The following is a 14,762-nucleotide window of genomic DNA, read 5'->3' as shown; positions in this document are numbered from 1 at the left end:
GGGAGAGAAAATCATGAAAATTACTGAATTGTTATCTAAAAATACGATTCTTTTAAATATAGAAGGCAATCAAAAAGAAGCAACAATTGATCAGTTGGTTGATGTCCTTTCAAAGGCGGGGAAAATTTCTGATCGTGCTGAATTTAAAGCAGCCATCTTAAAGCGTGAAGAACAAAGTACCACTGGTATTGGTGATGGAATCGCTATCCCTCATGCGAAAACAAAAGTAGTAAATGAAGCAGCCATTGTCTTTGGGAAATCAGCGGCAGGTGTTAATTATGAATCATTGGATGGAAAACCAGCACATTTATTTTTTATGATTGCTGCTCCAGATGGTGCGAATAATACACATTTAGAAGCATTAGCACGGCTCTCAGGATTGTTAATGAAAGCGGAAGTTCGTTATGAGTTATTAAAGGCAACAACTCCTGAGGAAATCCTTGATACTATAAACCGCTATGATAAAGAAGATAAACAGGAAACCGTAACAAAAGAAACTAAGAATAATTTAATTGTAGCTGTAACAGGGTGTCCAACGGGTATTGCCCACACCTATATGGCAGCTGATTCTTTAAAAGCAAAGGCAGCTGAATTGGGTGTTGATATTAAGGTTGAGACAAATGGCTCAGGAGGAGCAAAAAATGTCTTAACTAAAGAAGAAATTGAAAATGCGACAGCAGTCATTATCGCTGCAGATATCAATGTCGAGATGGAAAGGTTTAAGGGTAAGCACGTAATACAAGCAGCGGTAGCAGAAGGAATCCGTCGCCCTGCGCAATTGATCGACAAAGCGGTTAAACAAGACGCACCAATTTTTAAGGGGAATAACGGGCAAAGTGAAAAAACAGAGGATCAAAAAGGATCTCGTACAGGCTTTTACAAGCACCTGATGAATGGCGTTTCAAATATGCTTCCCTTCGTGGTTGGAGGAGGAATATTAATCGCGATTAGCTTTATGTTCGGATATAATTCTGCTAATCCAGATGACCCATCCTATAACCCTATTGCAGCCGTTATTAAGGCCATTGGTGGGGATAATGCATTCGCATTAATTGTTCCAGTACTTGCAGGCTTTATTGCCCTCAGTATTGCTGATCGTCCAGGTTTCGCCCCAGGTATGGTAGGCGGTATGATGGCGGCTCATGGTGGAGCCGGTTTCCTTGGCGGTTTAGTTGCAGGTTTTCTAGCAGGTTACATTGTCTTACTGTTAAAGAAACTGTTTGCAGGCCTACCACGTTCTCTTGAAGGAATTAAAAGTATCTTACTTTATCCCCTATTTGGCATTGCGATAACCGGATTTTTAATGCATTATGTCGTAAACAATCCAGTTGCATGGGTGAACAAGGAAATTGCTGATTGGTTAACAGGTCTTGGAACAGGGAATGCCGTATTATTGGGTATAGTACTAGGACTTATGATGTCATTCGATATGGGTGGACCAGTTAACAAGGCTGCCTATGTATTTGGAACAGGATTATTAGCAAGTGGAGTCTATGAACCAATGGCGGCAATTATGGCTGCTGGTATGGTCCCGCCGCTAGCTATTGCACTTGCAACGACATTCTTCAAAAATAAATTTAATGATCAAGACAAAGATGCAGGAAAAGCGTGTTATGTCATGGGCTTATCCTTCATTACCGAAGGCGCGATCCCTTTTGCAGCGGCTGATCCATTACGTGTCATTCCTTCTGTAATGGCTGGTTCGGCCATCGCTGGTGCACTATCGATGGCATTCGGAATTGGTCTCCGTGCCCCACACGGCGGAATATTTGTTGTCCCATTGGTAGAAAATGGTGCCCTACTTTATGCACTTTCCATTGTAGTGGGCTCTATTGTATCAGCATTATTAATCGGTCTTCTAAAAAAACCAGTAAAATAATATGTATATAAAGAGCTGAGGACTTTCCTCAGCTCTTTTGGTCTTGTGCAGTGGGTTTGATTGCCATTAATGCGACAAGGGCTGTAATAATACTTAAACTACCTAATAGGATAAAAATCCAATGGGTTTCTTGCTTTAGTAACAATGCAATAATTGGTGGTCCCGCCGCCACTCCAATAAATCTCATTGAACTATAAATGGATGAAATGGTGCCTCTTTCTTCCTTTTCAACACCCTCAGTAATCAAGGCATCTAGACAAGGTAGCCCTAATCCAATACCTATTCCGCTAATAAGAAACATGGTAATTACGTACCAAAGTTTTATTGAAATCCACAAGGCACCAATCGATAGGGCTGTAGCAATCACACCTCCGAATGTCATCCACTTCATGAGAACTTTATTTTTTTTAATCACTTTTCCGCTAATAAACGAGGATAAACAAAGAGCACCAAGTGGTAAAGCTAGAAAGAAACCTTTCTTGATATCCTTAATGCCATATTCCTTTTCAAAAAGCTCAGACAGATAAAACAAAATTCCAAAAAGGACAAACATTAAAATTCCACCAATAAAAAAGATGGCGTAAAGCCAGCGTCCCTTTTCAGTAAAGGTTTTCTTCACATTGATGAAAAAATCTTTAAATGGAATGGGTTTCTGTGTTGATTTTGGACTTTTGACCAAGAACATAATCATCAAAACAGAAATGGCACAAAATACAGGAAAGGAAAAAAACGGCATAAACCAAATGAATCCCGCAAGAAAAGCCCCTAAAATAGGGCTTAATACCTTTCCAAACGTATTCGATGTTTCTATTAAACCCAGACAACAGCTAACATCATCCTCATTTTTAAACATATCCCCAACCAATGGCATAACGATTGGAGCTGCTCCAGCAGCTCCAACCCCCTGAAGTGCACGGCCAGCTAAAATAATCCAATAAGCATCATCCATTTTCCATGCAGCAAAACCTGAAATCAGCCCTCCAATTCCAGCAATGATAAGGCTTGGGATAATGACCTTTTTTCGACCAATATGATCTGATAAGTATCCGGCAACAGGTATTAGGAAAATAGCAACAATCGAATAAACAGTAATAACCATACTGGTTTGAAAGGAAGAAATCGACAACTTTTTTTCCATTGAAGGTAGAACTGGAATTAACATCGAATTACCCAACGTCATGACTAGTGGAATGGAAGACAGTGAGATGATTGCCCACTTCTGATTAGCTATTTCATTCGATCGCTTTTGTCCCGCTGCTGATAGTTTCTTTTTGGCAGCTTTTGGATTTTGGCTTAAATGTTCAATATGCTCCATTAATCTTCAATCCCGCCTTCGTTATTTGCTACTATTACTATTTGCTTATTCAGTATAAAAAAACCTTGTTGGAATATCCTTTAACTGGAATAAATAAAAAAATAAGCTAGTGGATTGTAAAATAGAACGGAAAAACTAATTTTCAAATTAATTAAAAAATTTATGAATTTTTCCCTTGACTTTAGAGAGAAATTTGCGTAGGATATAAATCAAAGTTAAATAATTAACTCGTTGAACAAGAGGAGTACACTTATTTATTTCTTCTAAGAGAGTCGGGGGAGGTGGGAGCCCGATAAGAAAGGATTTGTGGAATGGACTTGTGAGAGGCATCTTGAATCTAAGTAGGGATGCACGGGTCTCCACCGTTAAAAGGATAGGATATCGAACAGTTTGTTCCGTATCTGAAGAGGAAGCAGAGCAATCGGCTGCTTCAAACAGAGGTGGCACCACGACCATAGAATCGTCCTCTATATGCGTAAAATTTTTGCGCATATAGAGGACGATTTTTTTTTATTTAGAAGGGGGTCCAAACATGAAAACTAAAATGGATTTTTTCATAAAAGAAATTAAAGGAGACACGCTTACACCCATCTCCATCTTAAAAAAAATAAATGGGAAAAAGAAATTCCTATTAGAAAGCTCACATAAGTACAATGCCTCTGGCCGATATTCCTTTATTGGAGCAGAGCCTGCATTTGAACTTATTTCGAGGGGGGATCGGAATGAGATTCTAAAAGAGAATGGTGAAAATGAAGTGATAAAGGGTAATCCTCTAGAAGTGTTAAAGAAACTAATCCCCCCCATGGATTTTGAAGAGTATCCCTTCCCATTTATTGGAGGCGCAGTTGGATTTGTAGGCTATGACATTATTAGGCAGTATGAAGTGATAGGAGAAGAATTTCCAAACGGTATGGAAATGCCGGATGTACACTTAATGTTTTATGAAGAAGTTATCGTCTTTGATCATCTTCAAGACAAGGTTTTGATTTGTGGTTGTCCTTTAACGAAGGAGAGCGACACCGCTGTAATTGAGAAAAGAATCAATCGCAGAATAGAGGAACTCAAGCAGCCTACTTTTTACCCAACAGAAGAGCCATTTGATTTTTCAGGCTTTGACTCTGAAACAACAAAAGAAACTTTTATCAAAAATGTAGAAATCGCGAAGGAACATATATTAGCTGGTGATATTTTTCAAGTGGTTCTTTCTAGGAGGATGAAATCAGCTTTTAACGGAGATCCATTATCACTTTATCGCAAACATCGGGCTAATAATCCAACACCCTATATGTTCTATATTGACTTTGACGGGTATACCGTGATTGGTTCATCTCCAGAGAGCTTAATTAAAACAAGAGCACAAACAGTTATTTCGAATCCTATCGCAGGTACAAAAAGACGAGGGAGGACAAATGAAGAAGATTTGTTGATTGAACAAGAATTGAAAAATGATGAAAAGGAACTAGCGGAGCATAAGATGCTAGTTGATCTTGGCAGAAATGACCTCGGAAAAATTTGCGAATTTGGGTCCGTTCAAGTGGATAAGTATATGGCGGTGGAGAAATACCGACATGTGATGCACCTTGTCTCAGAAGTAAGCGGTCATTTAAAATCCGACAAGACAGCCATAGATGCCCTCGCTGCCTGTCTTCCGGCCGGGACTGTTTCAGGTGCCCCAAAGGTTCGTGCGATGGAGATTATTAACTCATTGGAAAAGTCAAAACGAGGGTTATATTCAGGAGCTGTTGGATATATATCCGCGGATGGAAATATGGATTTTGCCCTTGCGATTCGAACGACGATTTTAAAAGAGGGTTCGGCTTATATACAAGCTGGGGCTGGGATTGTATATGATTCGAATCCAGAGTCCGAATATCAAGAGACGATAAACAAACTAAACTCTTTCTTGGAGGGTGAGAAATGATTTTACTAATTGATAATTTTGACTCGTTTACATTCAACCTCTATCAATATCTAGGGGAACTTGGGGAACAAATAACAGTTTTTAGGAATAATCAGCTAAGCATGGAACAAATCAAGGAATTAAACCCTAAAGCAATCATTCTTTCCCCGGGACCAGGGAAGCCGGAGAATGCCGGAATTTGCATCGAAGTAATTCAAACATTTTTTAATAAGATCCCTATCTTAGGAATTTGCCTCGGTCATCAAGCGATCGGTGCAGCATTCGGTGGTGAGATTAAAAGGGCACCCCTAATCAAGCATGGTAAAACATCGTTCATATCGCATCGGTGCGATGGATTATTTGAAGGCCTGCCAAGCCCATTAGAAGTGATGCGGTATCATTCATTAATCATTGAAAAGAGTAGTATTCCTGAAGTGCTCGAAAGGATTGCACACTCGGACGATGATCAGGAAATTATGGCAATCAGGCATCGTGACTATCCTGTTTTTGGTCTGCAGTTTCATCCGGAGTCGATAGGTACTCCTACAGGCAAACAAATCCTAAATAACTTTTTAAATGAGATAGAGAGGATGAAGAAAAATGAAGAATTATTTACTCCAATTAGCTGAACGTGAATCATTTTCTGAAAAACAAATGAAAGAAGCCGTTAGTTTCATTTTAGGGGAAGAGGTTTCAGAATCTGAAATTGCTGCCTTCTTAATGGGCTTGAAATCAAAAGGAGAAACAGTCGAAGAAATTACCGGAATAGTTAAAGCAATGAAGGCAAATACACTGAAATTTAATGAGAAATTCTCTGGCGTTCTAGATAATTGTGGAACCGGAGGAGATGGGTCTTCCAGTTTTAATGTGAGTACTACTTCTGCTTTTGTGATTGCCGGTGCGGGGATTCCGGTTGCCAAGCATGGCAATCGAAGTGTTTCGAGTAAAACGGGTAGTGCTGATGTACTTGAATACTTAGGGATTAATTTAAATTTGTCAGCAGAAAGAACAGAAGAAATTCTGCAGGAAATCGGCTTATCCTTTTTATTCGCGCCAAATGTTCATCCAAAATTAAAGAAAGTTATGAGCGTTCGAAAACAATTAAAGATTCCAACGATATTTAACTTTATTGGACCACTTACAAACCCAATTGAGTTGGACTATCAATTGTTGGGTGTGTATCGGAGAGATTTATTGAATGTGTTTGCTGAAGTTCTTTTCAAGTTAGGACGCAAGCGGGCCGTTGTTATCAATGGAGCAGGCTTTATGGATGAAGCATCTCTGCAAGGGGAAAATCATTTAACTATTTTAGAGAATGGCGTAATTACAAGTCAATCATTCTTCCCAGAAGAAATCAATCTTCCACAATATGATAACAGTTGTATTAGAGGCGGAGATTCTAAGGAAAACGCTGAAATATTAATCAATGTGTTAAAAGGGGAAAAGGGCGCTTGCCGTGATACTGTGTTACTGAATTCCGGGCTTGGGATATTTACAGCAGGTAAAGCTAACTCCATTAAAGAGGGTATATTGGTGGCAAGAGAAATTATTGATTCTGGTGCTGCTTATGAAAAACTAAATACACTTATCGAAAAAACACAAGCAGCAGGGCAGAAAGAGGCGATATAAGTGGCAACCATCTTAGATAAGATCATTGACCAAAAGAAAAAAGAAGTTCGGATTCTACGTGAAGGTAATCTCCAACAAGTTGAATTGAACAAGCCGAGAAGATCTTTTATTCAAAAGCTTAAAACAGCTGATCAAATATCGATAATCTCAGAGTTTAAGAGGGCATCACCATCGAAAGGGATCATTAATAACACGATTGATCCTGCCTTTCAGGCGGGGCTTTATGAAGAATATGGTGCATCGGCTATATCCGTTTTAACGGATCAAACCTTTTTTAAAGGCAGTTTCTCTGATTTAAGAGCGGTTCGGAGCCAGGTAAATCTGCCGATTCTCTGTAAAGACTTTATTATTGATGAGGTGCAAATTAATCTGGCTGCTTCAAATGGGGCGGATCTCATCTTACTAATTGCAGCTGCATTAGACGATCAAAGATTAGTTGAACTTTTTCAATATGCGAAGGGATTAGGTCTTGAAGTATTAGTGGAAGTTCATAATCAGACTGAATTGGAAAGTGCACTTAAAACAGGTGCGAAGTTGATTGGGGTTAATAATCGTGACTTAAAGACGTTTCATGTTTCACTTGAGGTAACTGAGAACTTAGCCTCGGAGGTAAAAAACTCAGGTGCATATCTCATTAGTGAAAGCGGGATTCATCACCAAGAAGATGTAGCACGAGTTAGAAATGCAGGAGCCAATGGAATATTAGTGGGTGAGGCATTAATGAAAAGTCCTAATGTGAAACAATCGTTTTTAGACTTTCGCTTGCCACTTATTTTAGGTGTCAAGAAATGAAAGTGAAAATCTGTGGAATTACTGATATCGAAACTGGTGTGACGGCGGCACGTTATGGTGCTGATGCCATTGGATTCGTCTTTGCAGAAAGTAAGCGCAAGGTCACCATAGAGAAAGCACAAGAAATTATTGCTCATTTACCGAAAGAGGTGTATAAGGTCGGTGTTTTTGTAAATGAAACAAGAGATGAAATAGAGAAAATTGCTGCTTCTGTGGGCCTTACCCATATCCAATTACACGGAGATGAAACAGGAGGTTTCAGTGAATCGCTGTCATTGCCTGTTATAAAATCCATTAGTTTTCAAGGAAATGAGGGCTTAGCTGCATTGGCCGATTTTCCATGTGAATTTATTTTATTAGACAGTCCAAAGGGAAAATACAGAGGCGGAAATGGAACGGTATTTAATTGGAATGAGGTCGATCCTCACTTAATTAAAAATCACAATATAATTCTTGCTGGTGGATTGCATGTTGATAATGTGGAAGAAGCGATAAGAATGATCAAACCATGTATGGTTGATGTTAGCTCGGGGGTAGAAACCAACGGGAAAAAGGATTTAGAAAAGATTAAAACATTTATAGAAAAAGCGAAAAGCATACCTGTAGGGAGGTAAAAGGGAATGAACACTTATACATTACCGAATGAGCAAGGCCACTTTGGCATTTTCGGGGGAAGATTTGTCCCTGAGACATTGATGAAAGCAGTAATTGAACTTGGTGAAGCGTATGAAAGCGCGAAAAAGGATCCTTCCTTTCAAGTGGAAATTCAAGATTTATTAAAAAACTATGTTGGTAGAGAAACCCCATTGTATTATGCAGATAACCTAACAAGACATGCCGGAGGAGCTAAGATTTTCCTTAAAAGAGAAGATTTAAACCATACAGGCGCCCATAAAATTAATAATGCGATTGGGCAGGCACTTTTAGCCGTACGAATGGGAAAGAAAAAAATCGTCGCTGAAACAGGAGCTGGCCAGCATGGTGTAGCAACCGCGACCGTTTGTGCCTTATTAAATCTTGAGTGCATCGTTTTTATGGGTGAAGAAGATATCAAAAGGCAAGCTCTTAATGTTTTTAGAATGGAATTGCTGGGTGCAAAGGTTGTTAGTGTTACCTCCGGAAGCGCCACATTAAAGGATGCAGTTAATGAGGCGTTGAGATACTGGGTAGAAAATGTAGATGATACACACTATTTATTGGGATCTGTTATGGGGCCGCATCCATTTCCTCAGATGGTCAGGGATTTCCAAAGCGTGATTGGCAAGGAAACAAAACAGCAGTTTCAACTAAGCGAAGAGTCGCTTCCGGATGCCGTGGTAGCCTGTATTGGCGGCGGGAGCAATGCGATGGGAATGTTCTATCCATTTATCGAGGATGAAGAGGTTAATCTCTATGGTGTAGAAGCAGCTGGACAGGGTGTGGATACAAAGTACCATGCAGCCTCCTTAACAAAAGGAAGTCCGGGGGTATTACATGGAGCACTCATGTACCTTTTACAAGACCAAGATGGTCAAGTTCAAGAAGCACATTCTATTTCGGCCGGGCTAGATTATCCTGGTATTGGACCGGAGCATAGCTATTTACATGATATTGGACGTGCAAAATACCATTCGATTACTGATAAAGAAGCGCTAGACGCTTTTCAGCTTCTTTCTAAACTTGAAGGAATCATTCCAGCACTTGAGAGCGCGCATGCCATTGCCTTTGCAGTGAAGCTAGCTGCAGAAATGGACGAATCCCAAAAAATTGTAGTGTGCTTATCAGGGCGCGGTGATAAAGATGTTGATACGGTGAAAACACGTTTAAGAGAGGAGAGATAAGAAATGAACCGTTTTGAAAAAACTTTTGCATCATTGAAAGAGAATAATAGAAAAGCGTTTGTCCCTTACATCATGGCAGGAGATGGCGGGTTGGAATGCTTGGTTGATCGCCTTCAATTATTAGAGAAATTTGGTGCAACGGCCATTGAAGTGGGGGTTCCATTTTCGGATCCAGTGGCCGATGGACCAACCATCCAGCAAGCGGGAATTAGATCACTTGGAAATGGTACAACGCTTAAAAGTATTATTACAGAACTTGGAAAGGCACGAAAGGAAATTAATGTTCCTATCCTGCTTATGACTTATTTAAATCCAATTTATCGCTATGGGATCAATGAATTTGTCCAAGATGTACGGAATGCAGGTGTGGACGGGTGTATTATTCCTGATTTACCGATCGAAGAGGAAGGAATTATTACACCGCAGCTAGAAGAAGCTGAAATAGAATTGATTCGGCTTGTCACACTCACAACACCAATTGAGCGAATCAAAACCATTGCAAATAAGGGCAAGGGATTTTTATACACGGTTACAATTAAGGGGATTACAGGTGTGAGAAATGAATATGATTCGGAATTGAATCAATTCTTACAGAATGTAAAAGCTCTAAGTCCAATCCCTGTCTTGGCGGGCTTCGGTATTTCAAGCCAAGAACAGATAGTAGACTTAACAAAGCACTGTGATGGAGTTATAGTTGGCAGTAAAATTGTCGATCAATTTCATAACGGAAAACTGGATGAGATGGAAAAGTTAATGTCTGTTTTTAAACCAATATCCAAAATGGTGTAACCGCACAGATTAATCGTCTTTCCTTGAATGCAAGGGATGTTTCCTGTATAATAGATACGTAATTGAAATGAGTTTACTTTTTTTCGAAACTTCCCGTTGTGGAAGTTTTGTTTGTTTTCTAATAGATATTTTAATGTAATCATTAAGAGTAATTTTTTAAGGAGCGTAGATGATATGAAAGAAATGACGGTCGAAGAGCTTTTCGCGACAAAGAACCCAGTAATCATTGATATACGCTCACCAATTGAGTTTAAGGATGGCGCAATTCCAGGAGCGATTAATGTACCATTATTCACAGATGACGAACGGCAAGTAATCGGCACAATTTATAAACAAGAAGGACCTGCAGTTGCAAAATGGAAGGCAATGGAAATTGTTTCTCCTAAAATTCCTGACCTATTGCACACGATAAAGAATACCATTTCCAATGATACCGAGCTGATTATCCATTGTTGGCGAGGTGGGATGAGAAGTAAAGCAGTGGTCACGTTTCTCGAGTTTGCAGGTATTTATGCTAGTAGGCTAGTAGGTGGATATAAAGAGTACCGTCACTATATTCTTGAACAGTTACCAACAATGCTTCCCGGCAAAGCTGTTGTCCTTCATGGACTAACAGGGGTTGGGAAAACAGAGGTCTTAAAAATCTTAAAAAAAAGAGGCTATCCCATTTTAGATCTTGAAGAGATGGCAGGGCATCGCGGTTCGATATTCGGAACAATTGGCCTGGGGGATGGTCATAATCAAAAAACATTTGACTCCTTACTATACAAAGGGCTTACCGAAATAAAGGGTGCTGAATACTTTCTCGTGGAAGCAGAAAGCAAAAGAATCGGAAAAGCAGTCCAAACCGAGGAACTAATGGATAAAAAGATGAGAGGTATTAATATCAACCTAAATACCTCGATTGAACAAAGGGTAGCACATCTTGTGGCGGAATATGTACATCCTTATCAGAATGAGCGATGGTATTTTGATAAGATTTCTGATGGGATTGAAAAAGTGTTAAGACGTATTAAAGCGATTGACATCAGAAATTCACTTATCCAAGCGTTATCTGATCGAAATTATCCGGATATGATTCGCAATTTACTTGAACACTATTATGATCCAAGGTATGACCATGCGAAACAAGAGTATGAAGGGGAATTCATTGAGATTTTTGCTGATAATCCAGTGGAGGCAGCGGAAAAGATTGCAGGAGTACTTAAAGAATTATCCTTTTATCCTAACGCGTTTACAAGTAATGAGATGAAAATGAAAAACCGCTGAAACCTTTCAGCGGTTTTTTCGTGTTAATGATTTTTAAATGGTTTTAGGCCGCGGCGTTTGATTTCATCTTTTAAAATCTTAATCCATTCTTTTTCCTTGTCAGACTTTAATGCATCCCGATACGAAACAACTAATTGCTCATTACTCATAATTTTCATACTTATGAATGCCTCCTCAAGAAAATGGATTGAATATTCAGTTTTTATAATTGTAATGGTTTTTTGACCATTTGAGAACCCAAAATTAATAAAATTTTTAAATAGTTCACAATTTCTTAATGCATTGATTTTGTTGCGCACCACCAGCCATTTTGATTATACTAGAAGTGGGACAAAGAACGAAAGGAAGGGTGCAGCAATGATTCATCTATCATGGCGTGATCGTGAAACAATCAAAAAGATAAAATGCGTTCATACGGATGCCAAAAAATATCTTGTTAATAATGCTTTAACGGCTGGGAAAGTCTATGATGTGAAAAATGAGACTGAAGAATTTTATTACATTGTTGATAATACAGGAAAAGTAGGCGGCTTTTACAAGGAATATTTTCAAGATGCATAAAAGGAGGACTGTGGAGCAAAGCCCGCAGTCTTTTTCTTATGAAAAAGGGAGAGAATGATTAATGGATAAATTATGGAACGATCTATTTTCTTTACAAGGGGAAACGGTAAAATTAATTCCTGTCAGTATGGCTCATTTAGACGGTTTGTGGGAAGCAGCGGAACCAGATGAAATCTGGACGTATATGGCGACGAAAATTCGCTCAAAAGAGGATATGGAACGAATGATAGACGCTGCCATAAAAGCACGTGAACATGGAACAGATTATACCTTTACAGTTGTAGACAACAATGAACATATCATTGGGAGCACACGATTCTTAGATATACTCCCAAACCATAATAGTGCGGAAATTGGCTCGACGTGGTATCACCCGAATGTATGGCGGACCAAAGTAAATACTGAATGTAAATTTCTTTTATTAAGACATGCATTTGATGTTTGGAACCTTACTCGTGTTCAATTAAAAACGGACTCTCGAAATATAAGATCCCAAAAGGCGATTGCAAGAATCGGTGCCGTGAGAGAAGGAGTATTACGGAAAGATCGGATTATATCAGATGGATATGTAAGGGATACAGTATTTTTTAGTATCCTTCATGATGAATGGGCTGAGATAAGCACCCAATTAAAAGGCAGGTTGCAAAGGTAAGAAAACTGTCAAATTAATGGCAAATAACTACCCAAAAAAAGAAGCATCCAAGGACGCTTCTTTTTCAATCTCTTTCAATCTGACTATTTTTGTTTGACTTGAACTTTTGGTGTCTTATTGGTTTGATAAAGACTTTTACTAATCATTGTTTGAATAATCAGGAACGTACCACCGACTACCCAATAAAGAGGAAGGGCTGCGGGTGCGTTAAATGAAAACATAACAATCATTAATGGGGAGAGTAAACCCATATATTTCATTTGGTCTGCCTGGGCGGAAGGCATATTTGACTGAGAAACTTTAAATTGGAAGTAGTAAATAACCCCGGCAATAATCGTAATAATGATGTCAGGATTTCCTAGGCTGAACCATAAAAACTCATGAGTTTTTATCTCTTCTGAACCACGAATCGCATAATAGAAACCAGTTAGAATAGGCATTTGGATTAGTAATGGAAGACAGCCCATATTTAATGGATTAACCCCATGCTTTTTATAAAGTCCCATCATTTCTGCTTGAAGTTCCTGCTTTTTCTTTGGATCCTTTTCGGTTTTCATTTTAGTCTGAATGACATCCATTTCAGGCTTCAACACATCCATTTTTTCCTTCATTGCCATTTGATTTTTATACTGCCTTAACATAAGCGGCATTAGGGCAAGCCTTATAATCAGAGTAACAAGAATTATGGACAAACCATAATTTCCATTAAAAAGTTCCGCTAAATAATGGATAAAATTTGAAAAAGGTTCGACAAAGTAAGTATGGAAAAATCCACTATTGTTGTTTCCACTTTTTGTTTGGGACGAACATGCAGATAATAATAAAGTCGTTAAAGCTAACATTGTTACAAAAATAATAGAAGATCGTTTGTTTTTCATATTTCCTCCTAGAATGGTTTATTAATTTTTATGGACAAAAAAGGAGGAAACAGGTTCTTCAGAATCATCCTGTGAATATTCTTTTCTACGAAAATATATAACAATTCTTTTCAGAATAAAGCTGCCATTTAAACAACTTTTCTTAAGATAAAGTACCAATGGGTGAATAATATTTGTCCTTGCTGGATCAGATAAGGAACCAACAAAAGAATATTCCACACTCCATGCCCATAATAACTTTAAAGCAATTCCTAAAAAAATACTTACATAAAGAGCGTTAAGGGCATTTATATCTGAACTGTCGATAAGCAATTGAAACAAATATTATCACCTCACTTAAATGTCAATGATATGAGTATATAGGAGATAAGGTAAAGAATCAATTTAATACTTGCCAAAATGCCAGATTATGCAGATATTTACTTATTGGCCAATAGGATAAGAATTAAAGTTTCCAAATTATGCACAGTATCTAAAAACACTGATTCAAACCGAATCAGTGTTTTTGGATTGGTGCATTCCAGTGTGCAGTTATTTTTTTATAGGCAAACTCCACATTTTCCTCTGTGGGCGGCTCAATAGAATGGAGTTGATATTCATGTCCGAGTGCTTCCCACTTATAAACACCGAGTTTGTGGTAGGGAAGAATTTCAATCTTTTGGACGTTATTAAGTGTCCCAATAAATTCACCAAGTTTTGTTAAATCATCAGGATCATCTGTTATCGTTGGAACGAGCACGTGGCGAACCCAGATAGGAACATGATGATTGGATAAGAATGTTGCAAATTCAAGAATATGGTCATTAGCCATTCCTGTTAATTGAATATGTTTTTTCCGGTTAATATGTTTCAGATCCAATAGGATTAAATCAGTATACTGGAGCAATTCCTCTAATTGGTCAACAAAAAGCTTTGAATGAGAGAAGCAGCCACCGGAAGAGTCAATGGTCGTATGAATCCCTTTCTTTTTACATTCCTTAAATAATTCTGTTAAGAAAGGGATTTGCAGCAAGGGTTCACCACCGCTCACTGTAATTCCACCACCAGAAGACTGAATAAAAGGCAGATAGGACATAAGATCATCCATGATATCGGAAACAGTCATTTCTTTGCCGCTCCCAATTTCCCACGTATCAGCATTATGGCAAAACTGGCACCGCAATAGGCAGCCTTGTGTAAAAATAACATAGCGGATACCTGGTCCGTCGACTGTACCTAATGTTTCAATTGAATGAATATTTCCGTTCATGATGATAATCCCCCTTAGATTTTCAGGAG

At 38.6% G+C, this 14,762-nt stretch carries 16 protein-coding genes and 1 other annotated feature; of the genes, 11 read left to right on the top strand and 5 right to left on the bottom strand.

Features of this window, described 5'->3' with window-relative positions:
* Positions 1-13: 13 nt before the first annotated feature.
* Entirely contained in the window at positions 14-1,879 is a 1,866-nt protein-coding gene (locus tag COJ96_RS17055; RefSeq protein WP_098575010.1) for a PTS fructose transporter subunit IIABC, read from the top strand.
* 28 nt (positions 1,880-1,907) lie between these two features.
* Here COJ96_RS17055 and bcbE read toward each other — a convergent pair whose 3' ends face one another.
* Entirely contained in the window at positions 1,908-3,194 is a 1,287-nt protein-coding gene (gene bcbE / locus COJ96_RS17050) for a bacillibactin exporter BcbE (RefSeq protein WP_098575009.1), read from the bottom strand.
* A 222-nt stretch (positions 3,195-3,416) separates the two neighbouring features.
* Positions 3,417-3,665, top strand: a binding site (T-box leader).
* A 61-nt stretch (positions 3,666-3,726) separates the two neighbouring features.
* On the opposite strand from bcbE, the gene trpE reads away from it, so the two are divergent.
* From trpE to mnmH, 8 genes are all read left to right on the top strand, one after another.
* Entirely contained in the window at positions 3,727-5,115 is a 1,389-nt protein-coding gene (gene trpE, locus COJ96_RS17040; RefSeq protein WP_098575007.1) for an anthranilate synthase component I, read from the top strand.
* Positions 5,112-5,723, top strand: a complete 612-nt coding sequence (locus tag COJ96_RS17035; RefSeq protein ID WP_098575006.1) for an anthranilate synthase component II — start codon at positions 5,112-5,114, stop codon at positions 5,721-5,723. The genes trpE and COJ96_RS17035 overlap by 4 nt, the downstream gene beginning before the upstream one ends.
* Entirely contained in the window at positions 5,695-6,723 is a 1,029-nt protein-coding gene (trpD, locus tag COJ96_RS17030) for an anthranilate phosphoribosyltransferase (RefSeq protein WP_098575005.1), read from the top strand. The genes COJ96_RS17035 and trpD overlap by 29 nt, the downstream gene beginning before the upstream one ends.
* Entirely contained in the window at positions 6,724-7,515 is a 792-nt protein-coding gene (gene trpC, locus COJ96_RS17025) for an indole-3-glycerol phosphate synthase TrpC (RefSeq protein WP_098575004.1), read from the top strand.
* Complete coding sequence (locus COJ96_RS17020) at positions 7,512-8,129, top strand: phosphoribosylanthranilate isomerase (RefSeq protein ID WP_098575003.1); 618 nt, start codon at positions 7,512-7,514, stop codon at positions 8,127-8,129. Before trpC ends, COJ96_RS17020 begins: the two co-directional genes overlap by 4 nt.
* A gap of 6 nt (positions 8,130-8,135) precedes the next feature.
* Entirely contained in the window at positions 8,136-9,335 is a 1,200-nt protein-coding gene (trpB, locus tag COJ96_RS17015; RefSeq protein WP_098575002.1) for a tryptophan synthase subunit beta, read from the top strand.
* A 3-nt stretch (positions 9,336-9,338) separates the two neighbouring features.
* On the top strand, positions 9,339-10,124 hold the full coding sequence (gene trpA, locus COJ96_RS17010) for a tryptophan synthase subunit alpha (protein ID WP_098575001.1): 786 nt from the start codon (positions 9,339-9,341) through the stop codon (positions 10,122-10,124).
* Positions 10,125-10,298: 174 nt separating this feature from the next.
* The gene (gene mnmH, locus COJ96_RS17005) at positions 10,299-11,393 is read left to right on the top strand and encodes a tRNA 2-selenouridine(34) synthase MnmH (protein WP_098575000.1); all 1,095 of its coding nucleotides are present in this window, start codon (positions 10,299-10,301) and stop codon (positions 11,391-11,393) included.
* Between the two features lie 23 nt (positions 11,394-11,416).
* On the opposite strand, the gene sda is transcribed toward mnmH, so the two are convergent.
* Positions 11,417-11,551, bottom strand: coding sequence for a sporulation histidine kinase inhibitor Sda (gene sda, locus COJ96_RS17000; RefSeq protein WP_098575038.1), 135 nt, complete (start codon positions 11,549-11,551; stop codon positions 11,417-11,419).
* A gap of 199 nt (positions 11,552-11,750) precedes the next feature.
* Between sda and COJ96_RS16995 the strand changes: the two genes are divergently transcribed.
* Both COJ96_RS16995 and COJ96_RS16990 read left to right on the top strand, forming a co-directional pair.
* Positions 11,751-11,954 (top strand): DUF6501 family protein, encoded by a 204-nt coding sequence (locus tag COJ96_RS16995; protein WP_026563761.1) that lies wholly within the window; start codon positions 11,751-11,753, stop codon positions 11,952-11,954.
* Positions 11,955-12,015: 61 nt separating this feature from the next.
* A complete protein-coding gene (locus COJ96_RS16990) occupies positions 12,016-12,606 on the top strand; it encodes a GNAT family N-acetyltransferase (protein ID WP_098574999.1) in 591 nt (196 codons plus the stop codon).
* Between the two features lie 83 nt (positions 12,607-12,689).
* Here the strand turns inward: COJ96_RS16990 and yidC are convergent, their stop codons facing one another.
* From yidC to pflA, 3 genes are all read right to left on the bottom strand, one after another.
* Entirely contained in the window at positions 12,690-13,484 is a 795-nt protein-coding gene (gene yidC / locus COJ96_RS16985) for a membrane protein insertase YidC (protein WP_098574998.1), read from the bottom strand.
* Positions 13,485-13,505: 21 nt separating this feature from the next.
* Complete coding sequence (locus COJ96_RS16980) at positions 13,506-13,805, bottom strand: hypothetical protein (RefSeq protein WP_098574997.1); 300 nt, start codon at positions 13,803-13,805, stop codon at positions 13,506-13,508.
* Positions 13,806-13,980: 175 nt separating this feature from the next.
* Positions 13,981-14,733: a pyruvate formate-lyase-activating protein gene (pflA, locus tag COJ96_RS16975; protein ID WP_098574996.1), complete on the bottom strand. Its 753-nt coding sequence runs from the start codon at positions 14,731-14,733 to the stop codon at positions 13,981-13,983.
* Positions 14,734-14,762 lie beyond the last annotated feature (29 nt).

The sequence above is a fragment of the Bacillus sp. AFS073361 genome, from assembly GCF_002567005.1.
Classification (GTDB): Bacteria; Bacillota; Bacilli; order Bacillales; family Cytobacillaceae; genus Neobacillus.
This window is presented reverse-complemented; position numbering and strand designations above follow the sequence as displayed.